General features: G+C 50.9%; 16 protein-coding genes. 12 read left to right on the top strand and 4 right to left on the bottom strand.

Features of this window, described 5'->3' with window-relative positions; translation table 11 throughout:
• Window positions 1-5: 5 nt before the first annotated feature.
• From DWZ76_RS10980 to DWZ76_RS10940, 9 genes are all read left to right on the top strand, one after another.
• On the top strand, window positions 6-1,382 hold the full coding sequence (locus tag DWZ76_RS10980) for a TolC family protein (protein WP_118472663.1): 1,377 nt from the start codon (window positions 6-8) through the stop codon (window positions 1,380-1,382).
• A 265-nt stretch (window positions 1,383-1,647) separates the two neighbouring features.
• Entirely contained in the window at window positions 1,648-2,790 is a 1,143-nt protein-coding gene (gene cobT / locus DWZ76_RS10975) for a nicotinate-nucleotide--dimethylbenzimidazole phosphoribosyltransferase (RefSeq protein WP_118472662.1), read from the top strand.
• Window positions 2,791-2,877: 87 nt separating this feature from the next.
• Entirely contained in the window at window positions 2,878-3,519 is a 642-nt protein-coding gene (locus DWZ76_RS10970; protein WP_118472661.1) for a bifunctional adenosylcobinamide kinase/adenosylcobinamide-phosphate guanylyltransferase, read from the top strand.
• A 71-nt stretch (window positions 3,520-3,590) separates the two neighbouring features.
• Entirely contained in the window at window positions 3,591-4,376 is a 786-nt protein-coding gene (locus DWZ76_RS10965) for an adenosylcobinamide-GDP ribazoletransferase (protein ID WP_118472660.1), read from the top strand.
• Window positions 4,377-4,391: 15 nt separating this feature from the next.
• Window positions 4,392-4,850 carry a bifunctional adenosylcobinamide kinase/adenosylcobinamide-phosphate guanylyltransferase gene (locus DWZ76_RS10960; RefSeq protein WP_118472659.1) on the top strand — a complete coding sequence of 153 codons (459 nt, stop codon included), beginning with the start codon at window positions 4,392-4,394 and terminating at the stop codon, window positions 4,848-4,850.
• Window positions 4,851-4,873: 23 nt separating this feature from the next.
• Window positions 4,874-5,890: an adenosylcobinamide-phosphate synthase CbiB gene (gene cbiB, locus DWZ76_RS10955; RefSeq protein ID WP_243017818.1), complete on the top strand. Its 1,017-nt coding sequence runs from the start codon at window positions 4,874-4,876 to the stop codon at window positions 5,888-5,890.
• A 156-nt stretch (window positions 5,891-6,046) separates the two neighbouring features.
• Window positions 6,047-7,234 (top strand): aminotransferase class I/II-fold pyridoxal phosphate-dependent enzyme, encoded by a 1,188-nt coding sequence (locus DWZ76_RS10950; protein ID WP_118472658.1) that lies wholly within the window; start codon window positions 6,047-6,049, stop codon window positions 7,232-7,234.
• Window positions 7,235-7,523: 289 nt separating this feature from the next.
• On the top strand, window positions 7,524-9,137 hold the full coding sequence (locus tag DWZ76_RS10945; protein ID WP_106999939.1) for a cobyric acid synthase: 1,614 nt from the start codon (window positions 7,524-7,526) through the stop codon (window positions 9,135-9,137).
• A gap of 16 nt (window positions 9,138-9,153) precedes the next feature.
• Entirely contained in the window at window positions 9,154-9,789 is a 636-nt protein-coding gene (locus DWZ76_RS10940) for a precorrin-8X methylmutase (protein WP_107000405.1), read from the top strand.
• An 82-nt stretch (window positions 9,790-9,871) separates the two neighbouring features.
• Here DWZ76_RS10940 and DWZ76_RS10935 read toward each other — a convergent pair whose 3' ends face one another.
• Entirely contained in the window at window positions 9,872-10,123 is a 252-nt protein-coding gene (locus DWZ76_RS10935) for a hypothetical protein (protein ID WP_022359551.1), read from the bottom strand.
• A gap of 207 nt (window positions 10,124-10,330) precedes the next feature.
• On the opposite strand from DWZ76_RS10935, the gene DWZ76_RS10930 reads away from it, so the two are divergent.
• On the top strand, window positions 10,331-11,497 hold the full coding sequence (locus DWZ76_RS10930; RefSeq protein WP_106999938.1) for an alanyl-tRNA editing protein: 1,167 nt from the start codon (window positions 10,331-10,333) through the stop codon (window positions 11,495-11,497).
• Between the two features lie 202 nt (window positions 11,498-11,699).
• Here DWZ76_RS10930 and DWZ76_RS10925 read toward each other — a convergent pair whose 3' ends face one another.
• Complete coding sequence (locus DWZ76_RS10925; protein WP_022359553.1) at window positions 11,700-11,936, bottom strand: hypothetical protein; 237 nt, start codon at window positions 11,934-11,936, stop codon at window positions 11,700-11,702.
• Between the two features lie 185 nt (window positions 11,937-12,121).
• Window positions 12,122-12,379: a hypothetical protein gene (locus DWZ76_RS10920; RefSeq protein ID WP_118472657.1), complete on the bottom strand. Its 258-nt coding sequence runs from the start codon at window positions 12,377-12,379 to the stop codon at window positions 12,122-12,124.
• 494 nt (window positions 12,380-12,873) lie between these two features.
• Between DWZ76_RS10920 and DWZ76_RS10915 the strand changes: the two genes are divergently transcribed.
• Window positions 12,874-13,356 (top strand): NAD(P)-dependent oxidoreductase, encoded by a 483-nt coding sequence (locus DWZ76_RS10915; RefSeq protein ID WP_106999937.1) that lies wholly within the window; start codon window positions 12,874-12,876, stop codon window positions 13,354-13,356.
• A 25-nt stretch (window positions 13,357-13,381) separates the two neighbouring features.
• Window positions 13,382-15,808, top strand: coding sequence for a hydroxymethylbilane synthase (hemC, locus tag DWZ76_RS10910; protein ID WP_243017817.1), 2,427 nt, complete (start codon window positions 13,382-13,384; stop codon window positions 15,806-15,808).
• Between the two features lie 108 nt (window positions 15,809-15,916).
• Here hemC and DWZ76_RS10905 read toward each other — a convergent pair whose 3' ends face one another.
• Complete coding sequence (locus DWZ76_RS10905; RefSeq protein WP_118472656.1) at window positions 15,917-16,771, bottom strand: PHP domain-containing protein; 855 nt, start codon at window positions 16,769-16,771, stop codon at window positions 15,917-15,919.
• Between the last annotated feature and the right edge of the window lie 71 nt (window positions 16,772-16,842).

Here is a 16,842-nt window from a genome sequence, read left to right as displayed (position 1 = left end):
GGCGGATGATGCGAAATCTGAAAGGAAAATGGATGAACGCGGAAGCTGGGACAGAGCAAAAGATGCGCAAGGGGCAAGAAAGAGACCGAAGCGGTGCAAGTGCTTTGGATGTGCATCTGGACGGTTATAATGTGAAACGAATCGGAAAAAGCAGATTGACTCGTTCGATCGGAATTGCCCTGGCGGCTTGTATTCTTGTATCGAGCCCGGCGCAGGCGGCGAAAACGCCTTTGATTTCCGGCACTGAAAGTGATTCAGACAGCGAGGCAGATGGTCCGGCGCTGGAAGATGGCACCATAACCGAAAACAGCGCAGACAACACGATCGCCAGCCAGTCCGGCTCCTATACGGAGGAACAGCTCGCGGATTCTGTGATAGAGTACGGGGAACTGGAGGCGCTGGTGCGGCGCGGCAATGGAACGGCTGTCAGCGCCGATTACAGTTATCAGGACAGCCTTGCCGTCTACCAGGAAGCCTACGATGCGATGATTTCCGGTGCCCGGGATATGAACTATAAAGCAGATGAGCTCGAAGATGCGGGCGGAGATGAGGCACTGATCGGCACCTATGAGCGAAATGCACAAACGCTGTCGATGGCAGCGAAGCAGTATAAAAAGTCCCTCACTTCCTTAAATTCGGCGTCAAGCCGTGCGTCCAGAAACCGGACGGTCTGGCAGGTCGTAAAGACCGCACAGATCCAGTGGGGCACCTGCCGGCAGCTTCAGGACGAGGTGGAGGCGGCTGCCAAGACGGCAGAGAACTATCAGGCGCAGGTGGATCGCAAAGAGCGGGAACTGGCAGCGGGGCTTTGCACGGAGACGGATCTGCTGCAGGCTCAGAAAAACCTGCTAAGCGCCCAGACAGCATTACAATCTACGACCGATCAGGCAAATAAGGCGCTGCGCCAGCTTGCTATTTTACTTGGAAAGAGCGGAACTTCTATTACGCTGGGGGAAATTCCAGCCGTATCGGCAACGGAACTGGCTTCTATGAATCTGGATGCGGACCGCGCGGCAGCTGTCGTTGCAAGTTCCAGTGTCAAATCAGCCAGACGATCCTCCGCAACCGGAGATGCGGCGCGCAAGCTGCGCCACCAGCAGATCGAGGAAGCCGAGAGCGCCGCAAGCGCCTCAGCGGATGAGCAGTACGCTGAGATAGCGGCATTAAGCCTAGAACGTGACGCGGCGCAGGCAGCCTACCAGTCTGCCGAAAAAACATACGGCGCCACCCAGATTAAGTATCAGTCCGGTGCGATTAATAAAGCAACGTATTTACAGGGTGAGGCGTCTTATCTGCAGAAAAAAGCAGAACTAGAGACTGCCGAGATTTCCCTGCGGACGGCGTATGATGCGTATGAGTGGATGTTGAAAGGGGTTGCGTGAGGATTAAGTGATTGCGTTTCCTAAGATTGTATGTTTTGTATGGATATGTGAAATGGAATTTTATAAGATGGGTTTGAAAAAGGATGTGCCAAGGCACATTCTTTTTCATGCTTTCGGTGTGAGAACAAATTTGTATTTGCGTATTGTTCCGGTCAATGGTACAATCATAGGCGGAATTTTGAACCGGTAAACGATAGACTGAAAGGGTACGCCCGTTCACGGACCCATGGAAAAGGTCGGAAACGAAAACGGGAGGAACATATAGATGCAGCAGGAGAATATGAAGACATTGGAATCTCTGGAAGATTTTCGGCATTTTTCGGAAAAAGAGCTGGAAATACGGTTTGACCAGCTTAAGAAACAGATTGTACCAGCGGACAAGACAATCCGGGAGCAGGCAGAAAAGCATTGGGGGCATGTGGCAAAACCGCTTGGCAGTCTGGGAGTCCTGGAGGAAGATATTGTGCGGGCGGCGGCAGCGCAGGGGGAGGAAGTGCCAGACTTCTCCAGGCGTGCGCTTTTAATTTTTTGCGCAGATAATGGGGTAGTCAAAGAAGGAGTATCACAGACCGGGCAGGAGGTTACGGCGGCAGTTGTTTCGAATATGACACGCGGGAGGAGCTGTTCCTGCCTGATGGCAGAAAAGGCAGAGGCAGATGTGTTTCCGATCGATATGGGAATTGCCTGTGAGGTAGAACATCGGGGAGAACTTTATCCCCTAACGGAACGGAAAATCCGCCGTGGAACTTCCAATTTTACAAAAGCAGCAGCGATGACGCGCCAGGAGGTGTTGACAGCCATTTTGACGGGAATTGATGCGGTGCGTGTGCTGAAGGAGCAGGGGTACCGCTTGTCTGCAGTGGGTGAAATGGGGATCGGCAATACGACGACCAGCAGTGCGGTCGCATCGGTTCTGCTGCAAAAGGATCCAGAACTTGTCACTGGAGCTGGGGCGGGTTTAGATTCGGCTGGATTGAAACGGAAAACGGAGGCAATCCGGCGTGGAATCGGACTGCATCACCCGGATCCCATGGATGGCATGGAGGTATTGCAAAAGGTAGGCGGATTCGATCTGGCGGCGATGGCAGGTGCTTTTTTGGGCGGTGCCATCTATCATGTTCCGGTTGTGATTGACGGGGTTATCGCGGCAGCTGCGGCGGCAGCTGCTGGAAGAATTGCACCGGCAGCGACGGACTATATGCTGGCAGCCCATGTATCGGCGGAACCGGCGTCTATCTGGCTGCTTGATTTGATAGGAGTAACTCCGGCTATCCAGGCGGGACTTCGACTCGGAGAAGGTACAGGGGCGCTGGCGCTGTTTCCACTGCTGGATATGGCGCTGTCCATTTACCGGGATATGGATACGTTTGCGGAGATGGAAATAGAGGAATATAAGCCGCTGGTGTGATGAGATATACGGATTAAAACATTTTTTGCGTATGTTTTTAAAGCATGGAAACTGCTGCAATTCAGTGAAAAAGAGGATAAATGAACGATGTTATATATAGTTACAGGCGGCAGTGGCAGCGGCAAGTCCGAATATGCCGAACAGACTGCCGTGCAGTGCCGGAACAGGAACGGTGGGACACTCTGGTATCTGGCGACGATGCGGATTTGGGATGATGAAGGCAGAAAACGGGTGGAGCGCCATCGGCGGATGCGCGCGGCAAAAGGGTTTGAGACGATTGAGCGGTATACGGGGTTAGAAACATTAGAATTAGAGGAGAGATTCGAAGAGTCCAATTCGGCTGGTTTGGACGCTGAACAGGAAAACGATAGTTTGAAGCGCTGGGAGTCCTGCCGAGTGGCACAAAAACCAGTGCTTCTCCTTGAATGTATGTCCAACCTTGTCCTCAATGAATTTTATGCTCAGGAAAATGGTGCGCAAGAGCGGATTCTGCAAGGAATAAAACGCTTGCAAAACCAGTGCCATGACCTTATCATTGTAACGAATGAGATCTTTTCGGACGGTGTGACGTATGATCTGGAATCGGAGCGGTACATAGAGCTTCTGGGACGGATCAACCGGGAACTGGGACAGATGGCGGATTCGGTGACGGAAGTGGTGTATGGAATTCCGATTGCGGTGTCAACACCTGTTTTTGCAGCCGATGAAAGGACAAAAGATGTAGGGTAGTCAGTGAGTGGAACAGAGCGGAATGCCTGCTAAAGTTATAGTTGCCAGAATAGAGTCAGGGGGATCGAAGATTGAATCTGATAGGAAGTTTTGTCATTGCATTTTCTATGTATTCACGCATTCCGATGCCGCGCATGGACTGGACGGAAGAGCGGATGCGCTATGCGCTTTGTTTTTTTCCGCTGATCGGGGCGGTGATCGGGGCGGTAGAGATAGCCACGTTTGCGCTCTGTGAAATTTTGGGTGCTGGAGTTCTGTTCCGGACCTGCCTGTTGACGGCGGTTCCACTATTGATTACTGGTGGAATCCATATGGACGGGTATCTCGATGTGACGGATGCGCGCCATTCCTACGGCGAGCGGGAAAAAAAGCTGGCGATTTTAAAAGATCCCCATACGGGGGCGTTTGCGATCATCGGTCTGGGGCTGTACCTGCTTCTCTATGCGGGGGCAGTTTCTGAGCTTGTGGGAGCAGATGTGTGGCTGCTGCCGGGGGCGCTTATGCTGGAACGCGCCTGCAGCGGCTATTCGGTGGTGGCATTTCCAAAGGCGAAAAAGGACGGGCTTGCCGCTGAATTTTCCAGAAGTGCCGAGACAAAGGTTGTTCGCGTGAGTATGGCAGTTTTAGCAGTGTTGGCGATCAGCTGGATGATTTACTGGGGACATCTGCGCGGCGCTCTGGCAGCGTTGACGGCTCTTGCAACCTTTGTTTGCTATTATCGTTTTTCCATGCGGGAATTTGGCGGCATCAACGGCGATCTGGCAGGGCATTTTCTGCAGAGCTGCGAGCGGAATGTGCTGCTGGTGCTGGCGGCGATGCGGCTGGCAGGTACGTGCCTGCGATTTTTGAATTTTTAAGCGAGGAAAAGCAGAATGATTTTTATAATTGGCGGCAGGGAACAAGGAAAGACAGCGTATGCGATGAAATTGTGGGAAAAACGTACTTTGGAACGGAGGAAAACAAAAGACTTATCCACCGTTCTGAATCGATCGAAAAATCCAGAAGCGTGTAGAGTTACGGCACGCATCGCGGACGGGAGATTAGAAACGGACGAACAGACGATCATGCAGGCGGATCTGATCACGCATTTTGAACTGTTTGTGAGGCGTGAGATGGAAGCCGGGCGCGATCCATACGTGTTTGCAGAACGCCTGATGCAGGAAAATCCGGATGCATTCGTGACGGCGGATGAAATCGGCTGCGGCATTGTGCCGATGGAAGCATTTGAGCGCGATTATCGGGAGACAGACGGGCGCATTTGCCAGCGGATCGCCGCATATTCGGAGGAAGTGCACCGGGTTATCTGCGGTCTGGGAATGCGGATCAAATAAAAGAATAGTTGGGAGTAGACAAAATGACAGCAATCAGTAAAGTATTGACAGGAATGATAGAAGGCAGAATGGTCGGATATCACTTAGCTGCGATTCTGGCAGGTTATCTTCTGGATCTGTGCCTGGGTGATCCGCATTCGATGCCACATCCAGTCCGGGCGATCGGAAATCTGATTGTGTGGCTGGAAAAATATTTGCGTCCAGCTGGAAAAAAGCATGCAACGGAACGGGGGGAACGCCGCGCGGGCGTTCTTTTTGTGTGTCTGGTGCTGCTTGTGACAGGCAGTGTGGCAGGCGCAATCCTCTGGATTTCCCGTCTGGGCGGCATCTGGATTCAGACAGTAGTCGAGGCGGTCATGACTTACTATCTGCTGGCGGCGCGCTCCCTGCGGGATGAGAGCATGGCGGTCTGCCGGAAGCTGGAGGCGGGAGAGATCGAGGGAGCCCGCTATGCAGTGTCGATGATTGTCGGGCGCGATACGAAACCTCTTTCAGAGGCGGGGATCGCACGGGCGGCAGTTGAGACGGTAGCGGAAAATGCATCGGATGGAGTGATTGCGCCTTTGTTTTATCTGGCGATCGGAGGTCCGTTTCTTGGCTGGCTGTACAAGGCAGTCAACACGATGGATTCGATGGTCGGATATAAAAATGACAGGTATCTGCATTTTGGACGCGCGGCAGCAAAACTGGACGATCTGGTAAACCTGATTCCGTCGCGTCTGGCAGCGCTTTTATTGATAGTATCTGCATACCTTTTACGATATGACGGAAAGAATGCTTACCGTATCTGGCGGCGTGATCGCCGGAACCACAAAAGCCCCAATTCCGCGCAGACCGAGTCGGCATGCGCCGGCGCGCTGAGCTTGCGACTGGCGGGCGATGCCTGGTATTTCGGCAAGTTAGTTCCGAAGCCATATATCGGTGATGAGATACACCCGATTGAACCGCAGGACATCCGCCGTGTCAACCGCCTGATGTATGGAGCGGCGGGAATCATGGGACTTCTGGCACTGGTGATGCGGGCCGTGATTTTGTTTTGATAAGGGAATTTTAACAAAGAAGAATATAAAAAAAGCAAAAAATCCAAATAATGAAGCAATCAAACAGATAAAAATATCAAAAACAGAACGAACGAAGGAAAGAGTAACCAGATAAAGAATACACAAAAAAGAGGGAACAACAGGGAGGAAGCATCTATGCCATACACGCACGGCGGCGATATTTACGGTGATGCAGCCGTAGAGTTAGATTTTTCAGTCAATACAAATCGTCTTGGAATGCCGCAGGCGGTCCGTGATGCTGTGATGGCATCGGCGGCTGCTTGGGAACAATATCCGGATGCTTTATGCCGGAAGCTGCGGCGTGCAGCGGCTGCTTTTTATGAGGCAGACGGCACGCCGATTCCGGAGGACTGGCTCGTGTTTGGAAACGGTGCTTCGGATATTTTATATGCAGTTGTCTCAGCGATTCGGCCCAAACAGGCGATTTTGCTGGCACCGGGATTTTCGGAGTATGAGCAGGCGCTTCGGATGTGCGGCTGCGAGATCCGGTGGCTTCATTTAAAGGAAGAAAATGGATTTTCCCTGGAGAGTACGAGGGAAGAATTGTATGCCATGCTTTGCGATGGCTCCGGGGATGCATCGAAGATAGATTCGGTCCCAACTTTATCCTCTAAACATGAAAACGTCTGGGAAAAAATATTGATTCTCGGAAATCCCAATAACCCGACAGGGCGCGCTATTTCAGCCACCGAGCTGGAAAGGTTGGCACAGGTCTGCCGGGAAACACATACCTGGCTTATGCTGGACGAGTGTTTTCAGTGGTTTTTGGATACACGGAGAGAATGTTCGTTTGTTGGAAATTTGTTAAATGGTGTTGGAGATCACGTTATTCTCTTAAATGCCTTGACCAAAATCTGCTCAATGGCAGGCCTTCGCCTGGGCTATGGCATCATCCCCAATGCCGGACTCCGGGAACGCCTCGAGAAGTTCCGCCAGCCGTGGAGTGTCTCGGCTCCGGCGCAGGCGGGCGGGGTGGCGGCATTTGCGGTACTGGCGGATCATTCAGAAGGAAATCTGCTGGAATGGACGGTTAAATCTTTGCAGACGGAACGTCCGCGGCTGGCGGAAAAACTGGAAGAACTGGGATTTATCGTTTATCCGTCCCAGACAAATTATCTGTTGTTCCGTTCGCCGGATGAGGATTCGCGCGATTACAAACAGGGATGTTTAGAGCATGGCATTTTGATTCGCGCCTGTGAGAATTTTGAAGGGCTGAACCGTCATTATTACCGGGTGGCGGTGCGGAACCGGGGAGAAAATGAAAGGTTGATAAATATTTTGAAAGAGGTACAATCTGAAGAAAAACACAATGTGAATTTGTAATATAAAACGAACCCGTAACTGTTCAGTAGGTCTGCGCATTTACTGCGCTGACCGTACGAAAACATGGGCCAGCAGGCAAAAATCCCATTGCCGTAGGCAATTTTTAATGGATTTTTGCGCGTGAATGTGAAGGTACTGAACAGTTACACGAACCCATAAAATAGCCTCTGTCATTTGAAAGGACAAATGGCAGAAAAATAGTTTCGGTTAAGCACAAAATAGCTTCGAATTAAATAGCTTTGAGCAACCATTATTTGGTAAGACACTCAAAAATAAGGAGGATTTCACCGTGGCAAAAGCAATCATGATACAGGGAACGATGTCCAATGCGGGAAAAAGCCTGCTGGCGGCGGGACTCTGCCGGATTTTCAAGCAGGACGGCTACCGCGTGGCGCCGTTTAAATCGCAGAATATGGCGCTGAACTCCTATATTACCAGCGAGGGATTGGAAATGGGACGCGCACAGGTAGTGCAGGCGCAGGCGGCGGGCTGTGAGCCATCGGTGGACATGAATCCGATTCTCTTAAAGCCATCCAGCGATGTCGGTTCTCAGGTGATCGTGCGCGGTGTTCCGATCGGCACAATGCCCGCGAAGGAATATTTCAAGTATAAAAAGCAGCTAATCCCGGAAATCAAGAAAGCGTTTCAGCACTTGTCCGAACAGTACGATATCATCGTGATCGAGGGCGCCGGCAGCCCGGCGGAAATCAACTTAAAATCGGATGATATCGTGAACATGGGAATGGCGCGCATGGCGGGTGCGCCGGTGCTGCTTGCCGGGGACATCGACCGGGGCGGCGTGTTTGCACAGCTCTATGGAACGGTAGCGCTTCTGGAACCGGATGAACAGGCGATGGTAAAGGGGCTTATCATCAACAAATTCCGCGGCGATAAGACGATCCTGGATCCAGGTGTTGAGATGATCGAGAAATTATGCAAGATTCCGGTGGTCGGCGTCGTTCCGTACATGGACGTGGATATCGAGGACGAGGATAGCTTAAGCAGCCGCCTTTCATCCACAGGGCGGAATAATACCCTTAAACAGGAAAACGAGTCATCTGAAAAACATGTAGAGGCATGGATCGACATTGCAGCCATCCGCTTTCCGCGTTTATCCAATTTCACTGATCTGAACGTCTTTGACCCGATCCCCGGCGTTTCGGTGCGTTATGTGAGCCGCCTGTCTGAGCTGGGACGACCGGATCTGATTGTTCTTCCGGGAACGAAGAATACGATCGAGGATCTGCTCTGGATGCGGCAGAATGGTCTGGAAGCGGCAGTTTTAAAGAAAGCAGCCGGAGGAACGCCGATCTGGGGCATCTGCGGCGGCTATCAGATGATGGGACAGACGCTGTCAGATCAGGAAGGAACCGAGGCGGGTGTGCCTGGGCGTACGATCTCCGGTATGGGACTTCTGCCGTTACAGACACAGTTTCAGGAAGAAAAGACCAGGACACAGGTCAAGGGATGTTTCGGGACGGTCAGCGGTATCTTTTCCGGGCTTTCGGGGATGGAGGCGGAAGGATATGAAATACATATGGGAGAGACATCATCGGTCGGCGGTGATATTGTTAAGAACGTGATCAAGGAGCAGGAAAAAGCCGTAAATCATAGTTTATTGAAACTCAGGGAAGAACAGGCGGGAAACCACACTGAAAAACAGGATGGCTGCTGCCGGGACAACCTCTACGGCACTTACGTCCACGGCATTTTTGACAAGGCAGAGGTGGCGGAGACGATTGTCTGTGCGCTGATGAAAGAAAAAGGAATGGAGCCGGAAGTCGGCGGATTATCGTTTGATTATGAGAAATACCGGGAAGAGCAGTACAACCGGCTGGCAGACACGATGCGGAAGTACTTGGATATGGAAGCAATTTACCGGATTCTGGAAGAGGGAGTGTAAATAGATGGATGAAAAAATGAAAGAACTCAGTCAGGTATTGCCGTCGGAGATCGAGGCGAGAAGTTTTGAGATTATCACCGAGGAGCTGGGGGAACGGACATTTCCGGAGAAAGAAGCACCAATTGTGAAACGCGTGATTCACACGACAGCCGACTTTGAGTACGCAGATTCGCTTGTATTTTCACCGGGCGCAGTCGATAAGGCGTTGGAAGCCCTGAAAAATGGGGCGTGCATCGTGACTGATACGAATATGGGAAAATCCGGCATCAACAAGCGCGCGCTTGCGTCGCTGGGCGGTGAGGTCTACTGTTTTATGGCGGACGAGGATGTCGCGAAGAAAGCGGCAGCGTCCGGGACCACCCGTGCGGTTGCCAGCATGGACAAGGCGGCAGAAATGGGAAAAGACTGTATTTTTGCAGTTGGGAATGCACCGACCGCGCTGGTGCGTCTGTACGAGTTGATTCAGGAGGGAAAAATCCATCCGAAGCTTATCATCGGCGTGCCGGTCGGCTTTGTCAATGTCGTGCCGTCCAAGGAATTGATTATATCCTTGCCGGACACTCCTTATATTGTGGCAAGAGGCAGAAAGGGCGGCAGCAATGTAGCCGCCGCGATCTGCAATGCATTGATTTATCAGTTGACGCGCAAATAAGATGTGATGGTGTTAAATCTGCGGTATTAAAATGTACATGGATGCATTCTCAAAAGATATGCTGGATATGGGCGGATGTTTATCAGCAGCCAAAGCCACCGCCGCCACAGCAGCAGCACAGGAGCAGGATCCAGATCAGGCAGTCGCAGTTGTTGCCGCCGCATCCGTGATCAAAGCATCCGCCGCCACATCCGCCGCAGCACAGCAGAATCAGAATCAGGAAGAGACAGTTGTTGTTGCCGAAACCGCCGCATCCACAGCCACAATTACAGCCGCAGCTTCCTCCGTTGTTATCACATCCGCAACCGCAGTTGGTAGCCGCTAAATCACTCATGGTTATGTCCTCCGAGATTTTCTATACACTTCATCATATGAGGGGCAGCTTGCCACAGTTTCCATAAATCAGGAAAATTAGGACGGAAATATTTTACTATAAATTTTTTGTTGAAATAATCGAGATAACCGGGCGGATCGACATGGATGTTTATCCATAACGATTTGTCACAGAACATTGTACAACGAAATGAAAAGAGGAATGAAAATGGAACCGTTATATTATCAGACACCGTATGTAAAAGAATTTGATGCCATCGTCACCGCCTGCCGTCCGGCAAAGCACGGATTTGAGGTGGAACTTTCCCAGACCGGATTTTACCCGGAGGGCGGCGGACAGCCGTCGGACACCGGACGGATCGGGGAAGTGCACGTGACACATGTGGAGGAGAAACATGGCGTGGTTGTTCATGAGACGGACGCTCCGCTGGAGGTGGGAAGCACCGTTCACGCGGCCATCGACTGGGAACAGCGTTTTTCCAACATGCAGCAACATACGGGAGAACATATCATATCGGGGCTGATTCATGCCGCATACGGATATGATAATGTCGGATTTCATATGGGACACGATGAAGTGACGGTCGATCTGAATGGTCCGCTTAACTGGGAACAGTTAAAGGAAATCGAGAAGAAGGCAAATGCGGTTGTCTGGGCGAATCTTCCGGTACAGGTGACATATCCGGGTGAGGAGGAATTGAAAACCATCGATTACCGTAGCAAGAAAGAGCTGACCGGTCAGGTCCGCATCGTAGAGATTCCGGGGGCGGATATCTGTGCCTGCTGCGGCACACACGTGGATTACACGGGAGAGATCGGCGTGATCAAGGTGCTTTCCCTGATGAATTACAAGGGCGGCGTGCGTTTCTCCATGCTCTGTGGTGACCGTGCGCTGGAGAATTTTGAGGCGAAGACGGAGCAGATGCAGACGATCTCTAACCTGCTTTCTGCAAAACCGGAGAAGGCGGCGGAGGCGGTCAGCCATCTGAAAGAGGAGAGCGGGCGCAAGGACGGTGAGATCAACCACCTCTGGCAGCGCATTCTCACCATGCAGGCAGACGTCTATCCGCAGGGTCAGAAAGCGCTGGCTGTATTTGAGCAGGGCATGACGCCAGTTCTGGTGCGTCAGTTTGCAAATCTGCTATTGGAACAGGAAAAAGGAGAGACCGTGCTGGTGTGCTCTGGCGATGACGCGTCAGGTTATAACTACACAGCCGGAAGCCTCGGCCGTGATATGCGTGCATTCGGAAAAGAATTAAACGCTCGTCTGCAGGGACGCGGCGGTGGGAGCACCCAGATGGTGCAGGGAACATTCCGGGCGTCGCGGGAAGAAATTGAAAAAGTCTTTCAAGAGCTGGCGCGGATAGAAGCGTAGCTGTTTAGAAGGTTTGCGTGTTTACTGCGTGAAGTATGAGAAACGGTTTGACTTAGATTCATAAAACGGAAAAAAGCTTCCTGTGCAGCAGAGCCAATCTGCCATGCAGCCAGGAAGCTTTTTTATACAGTTTCTATCGTATCATTCAAACATTTTTTTATACAACGGCAAGATACATACCGTGTACACCTTAGAAGAGAGCTTACTCCCCCTGATACATAAATTTAATCAGTCGGTCTAAGTCCTCTTTCTCATAAGCAACCAGTTCCAGCTCTTTGATATAGCCATTGGAAAAAATATTTGCCATCGACAGATACTGGGACAGCTTGGATTTCAGGTTGATGCGGTCGCCCTCCGGGGAAACCAGCTCGACGGTTCCTTTGCAGGAATCAATTACTTTAAAAAATGTGTTTACATCGGAAATATTCTGGATTTTCATATTTAGCCCTCCTTCATGGATTGGCACACAACCCTGTGTGCAGTTTATAATTTCGTCAATCTTTTAACAATGATAATTATAACAGACCTCTATAAAGGGCGCAATGCTCACATTTTCCAAAAAAATCCTTAAAAAAATATCCCTGTATGTCAAAAATACAGGGATGTCCAAGAAAAGATTGTCTATTAATTGTCAAAATCAATATGAAACGTGTCGTTATTTGCGGTAATATGAACATAGGAGAGATTGAAAGACTCATCCAGAATGTCTACCTTGTATTCAAATACGACGCCATTGTCTTTTTTGGAGAGAAACAGATAGGTTCCATTTTCTTTTTCCTCCATCTGATCGCAGATGTCGTTGTAGATATTCTCGCCGTTTACCTCGCCCGGATAGCCGGAAGCTTTGATCTTGTCTTCGATTGCTTTGTAAAATTCTTCCATCGTTGTAACTCCTTTATTGGTATTAGTCAATCTTTTTATACTCATTGTATTGAATTTAAATGTGTTATAAGTATACAAAATCTGCACTGTTCTGGCAAGACAAAACAAGGATTACTTTTTACGTATACGGGTATTAATAAAAGAGGGTTACTGTACACGCATACGTAAAAAGTAACGGAATTTGCCGTGGCTTCGCATTTCAATAGGGCAAATTCCTGCTGCCACCACGTTTTCTTACGGCACTTTCGGTTCCAAAAGTGCCTACCCGTGAACAGAAACAAAAGAGGTTCTAAAATGAAAAATAGATCTGCCTCATGCTTGATTTATAAAACGTGAAACCTTATAATAATACGGAAATACGATTTTGAAGAGATGAACTCAATTCCGGTGGCATAGAAACAAACGAAGTAACTGTTCAGTAGGTCTGCGGATTTATTGCGCGTGACTGTGAAGGCACTGAACAGTTACCAAACGAAAATAGTGGGAGAAGAGAAATGTCCTATTTTCCGATTTTTATAGATATGACAGATCGGCAGGTACTGGTTGTGGGAGCTGGAAGTGTGGCATCGAGGCGGGTCGGCGTGCTGGAAAAATTTGGCGCAGCGATCACGGTGATTGCACCGAACACTTCGGAAGAGATACGGAAGCTGGCGGATTCACGGAAAATCCGTCTGATTGAACAAACCTATGAGGAAGTTCGAGATACGATCTGGCAGGAAAAAAACTTTTTTATGGCGCTGGCAGCGACCGGGCAGACGGGGACGGACGCAGGGATCAAGGAGGATGCGTCGAGCCATTCCGTCTGGTTTAATATGGCTTCCGATAAAAGTCAGTCAGAGTTTTATTTCCCGGCGATCGCCCAGGGCAGAGAACTGACAGCCGGATTGATTTCTGGCGGAGCGGATCCGGGATTGACGCATCGTGTGGCAAAAGAAGTACGCCGCGTACTGGCGGAGGCAGAGGTAGAAGATACTTAATATATTTTATAGAGGAGATTAAAAATTGACAGATAAAAATAGGATCCGCGTAGGCAGCCGCGACAGTGCGCTGGCAGTTGTTCAGTCAAAGATGGCGATCGCAGCGATGCAGAATGTCTGTCCGGAGACAGGATTTGAATTGATCACGATGAAAACGACGGGAGACAAGGTGCTTGACCGTCCACTCGATGCGGTTGGCGGCAGGGGATTGTTTGTAAAAGAGCTGGATCAGGCGCTTTATGAAGGGCGGTGCGAGCTGACAGTTCATTCCTTAAAAGATATGCCGCTCTGTCCGCCGGAGGAGCTGCCGGTGCTGGCGCTTTTAGAGCGCGAAGATTGCCGCGATGTGCTGGTTCTGCGTGAAGGCTTATCCGAGCTTCCGGCACACCCGGTAATTGGAACTTCCAGCCGCCGCCGCGTCCTACAGGGGCAGAGATTATTCCCGGATGCAGAATTTAAGGGGATCCGAGGCAACCTGAACACGCGTTTGCGAAAGCTCGATTCTGGCGAATATGATGCGCTGATTCTGGCAGCGGCGGGGCTGATTCGTCTGGGATTTGCAGATCGCATCAGCCGTTATTTTTCTGTGGAGGAAATGATCCCGTCAGCAGGACAGGGCATTCTGGCAATCCAGGGACGGCGTGACCGGGAGATCCCTTTTGTGAAAATGGTTCACTCTGAGGAGTCTGCGGTTTTAACCAGGGCAGAACAGGGCTTTGTCGCCACGCTTGGAGGCGGATGTTCGTCGCCGACAGCAGCTTCGGCGGTGCTTGAAAATGGAAAAATCAAGCTGCGAGGTCTTTATTATAAGGAAGAAACGGGAGAAGTCCGTATTGGTTCCATTGAGGGGGAGGCAGAGAAAGCAGCGGAGCTTGGAAGAAAATTGGCGGAACAGTTATCGGGAAAGCCTGCACTGTCTCCGCTGGGGAAAGTCTACCTTATCGGCTCGGGCCCTGGCGATGCAGGGCTTTTTACCCTGCGCGGCAGAGAACTTCTGGAGCAGGCGGATGCCGTCGTCTACGACGCTTTGGCAGGCGACGCGGTACTGGGCTGGATTCCGGAGCACACGCGGAAAATTGACGTTGGTAAACGGAGTGGACGCCATTCGAAGAAGCAGGAAGAAATCTTAGAAATTTTATTAGAGGAAGCGAAAAAGGGCGGAACGATCGTGCGCCTCAAGGGCGGGGATCCGTTCGTCTTTGGACGCGGCGGCGAAGAAGCCGAATTTTTAAAGAAACATCAGATCCCGTTTGAGGTGGTTCCGGGTATCAGCTCCAGCCTGGCAGTTCCGGCATATTTTGGCATCCCGGTGACGCACCGAGGATTGGCGGGATCGTTTCATGTGATTACCGGACATCGTATGGAGGGCATGCCGGCTCTGGATTTTGAGGCACTTGCTCGGGTCGGCGGCACCTTAATTTTTTTGATGAGTGTTGCGAATGCGCCGAGGATCTGTGAAGGGCTTCTGAGTGCGGGAATGAAACCGGAGACGCCGGCGGCATTTCTGATGAACGGAACCCTTGCGTCCCAGAGAATGATCCGCGCAACCCTGCAGACACTTCCGGAAGAGGGTGTGCGTCAGGGCGTCAAGGCGCCTGCCATCCTTGTGATCGGGGAGGTCTGTGCGCTTGCTGATACGTGTGCATGGAGAGAAGAAAAGCCGTTGGCAGGAAAACGGATCGTGATTACCCGCCCGAAGGAGCGCAGCCAGAAGCTGGCGGAACATCTGCGCGATGCCGGAGCGGAGGTGCTGGAATTTCCGACGATTGAGTTAAAACCGGTCTGGAAAAAATCAGAAAAAGCGGATGCTGGCACAGCGGATAAAGAAAAACTGTATGAACTGGTTCGGAATCTGGAATCGTATCACTGGCTGGTGCTCACGAGTCCGGCAGGGGCACAATATTTCTTTGAGCTTTTGAACCGGATGCAGAAAGATTTCAGGAGCCTCTCCCATCTGCGTTTTGCTGTGATCGGCGAGGGAACCGCGTCCGTCTGCCGGGAACACGGCATTTACCCAGATTATATTCCGGAGCGCTTTTATGCGGCAGATCTCGGAAAAGGGCTGGCAAAACGGGTGAAGCAGAACGAACGCGTATGCATCCTGCGCGCCAGACATGGTTCGCCGGAACTGACGCAGGCATTTGAAGCTGCCGGAATATCCTATATGGATGTGACACTTTACGATACGATCACGCCGGAGGAATCGCCGCTTGCAGCGCGCATCCGTGAACTCCTAAAAGAGGGCGCGATCGATGCGGCCACGTTTACGAGCGGATCGACGGTACAGGGATTCCTGGATATTTTACAGCCGGATAAGGAGACATTGAACGGATTTACAGCCGTCTGTATCGGAGAAAAGACAGAAAAAACCGCCAGCGCGGCGGGAATGAAAGCCGTACTGGCGGAGTCCGTCTCGGAAGAAGGGATTGAGCAGGCGCTCTATCATATGTAAACATATAAACAGACGTCTGTTCAGCAGGTTCATGAAGAAGTTTTCATATAGATTGTAAATGCCTGAACATACGGAACCGATAGAAGCGTGAGCGGGTAAATCAGCATTTTAGCTGTTTTTCTGCTGTAACCGGGCTTTTATGTTGTCCAGCAGCAGTGCAGAAACCCGCAGACCGCCGTAGCCGCTTCCAAGATGGATATCTGGTTTGTTGGCACCGTGAAAATCGGAACCGCCGGTGGAGACCAGACCGAGACGCGAAGCTATTTCACGTAAATGAAGACTGTCGGATTGAGAGTGTGAGGAATAATAAATCTCGATGCCCATCATTCCGGCTTCTTTTAAATAGGAGAGAAGCTGCTCGGTCTTTTTCCAGCCAAGTTTATACTGGAGAGGATGTGCGAGCGCTGGTAAACCGCCAGCTACACGGATCAGGCGGATCGCTTCCTCCGGCTCAATCATCTGCTTCGGGCGGTAATATTTTTTGCCGTCCCCGAGGTATTTATCAAATGCCTGGCTGACCGAAGTGACACAGCCTTTTTCAAGCAGTGCGCGTGCAAAATGGGCACGGGTGATGACAGTGTGTTCATTTCCGTGAATTAAATCTTCATATTTAATGGGAAATCCATCTGCCTGAAATAAAGCGAGAAGCTCTTCATTGCGCCGGTTGCGGATCTCGCGGACCTGCCGCAGTGCAGATAAAAGTTCCGGGCAGTGCGGGTTCAGGTAGAGCCCCAGAATATGGATTTCTTTTCCTTTATAAGGACTGGAAAATTCGGCACCGGGAATGACAGTCAGGGAGGAGTTCTCGGCTGCCTGCATGGCTTCCGCAACGCCGTCAACTGTATCATGATCCGTCAGCGCATAGGCGGTCAGACCGCATTGGAGCGCCAGCTTTGTCACTTCGGTGGGCGTGAGTGTTCCGTCCGAAGCAGTAGAATGAACGTGTAAATCAATTAACTGCATAGATGCAGACCTCCTTCTGCTGTAAGACTACCCGCATTAGATGGAAAAGTCAAGTATGCGGCAGATACCCG

This window comes from Clostridium sp. AF35-15 (assembly GCF_003477745.1).
GTDB classification, from domain to species: Bacteria; Bacillota; Clostridia; order Lachnospirales; family Lachnospiraceae; genus Otoolea; species Otoolea fessa.
Note: the sequence above shows the minus strand (reverse complement) of the source record. Positions and strands in the feature narration are given on the sequence as shown.

Coding starts and splice junctions, on each gene's coding strand:
- DWZ76_RS10905 (WP_118472656.1), bottom strand. CDS start 16,771: ATGCAGTTAATTGATTTACACGTTCATTCTACTGCTTCGGACGGAACA.
- DWZ76_RS10930 (WP_106999938.1), top strand. CDS start 10,331: ATGGAACCGTTATATTATCAGACACCGTATGTAAAAGAATTTGATGCC.
- DWZ76_RS10935 (WP_022359551.1), bottom strand. CDS start 10,123: ATGAGTGATTTAGCGGCTACCAACTGCGGTTGCGGATGTGATAACAAC.
- cobT (WP_118472662.1), top strand. CDS start 1,648: ATGCAGCAGGAGAATATGAAGACATTGGAATCTCTGGAAGATTTTCGG.
- DWZ76_RS10915 (WP_106999937.1), top strand. CDS start 12,874: ATGTCCTATTTTCCGATTTTTATAGATATGACAGATCGGCAGGTACTG.
- DWZ76_RS10950 (WP_118472658.1), top strand. CDS start 6,047: ATGCCATACACGCACGGCGGCGATATTTACGGTGATGCAGCCGTAGAG.
- DWZ76_RS10920 (WP_118472657.1), bottom strand. CDS start 12,379: ATGGAAGAATTTTACAAAGCAATCGAAGACAAGATCAAAGCTTCCGGC.
- DWZ76_RS10925 (WP_022359553.1), bottom strand. CDS start 11,936: ATGAAAATCCAGAATATTTCCGATGTAAACACATTTTTTAAAGTAATT.
- DWZ76_RS10940 (WP_107000405.1), top strand. CDS start 9,154: ATGAAAGAACTCAGTCAGGTATTGCCGTCGGAGATCGAGGCGAGAAGT.
- DWZ76_RS10960 (WP_118472659.1), top strand. CDS start 4,392: ATGATTTTTATAATTGGCGGCAGGGAACAAGGAAAGACAGCGTATGCG.
- DWZ76_RS10980 (WP_118472663.1), top strand. CDS start 6: ATGATGCGAAATCTGAAAGGAAAATGGATGAACGCGGAAGCTGGGACA.
- cbiB (WP_243017818.1), top strand. CDS start 4,874: ATGACAGCAATCAGTAAAGTATTGACAGGAATGATAGAAGGCAGAATG.
- DWZ76_RS10970 (WP_118472661.1), top strand. CDS start 2,878: ATGTTATATATAGTTACAGGCGGCAGTGGCAGCGGCAAGTCCGAATAT.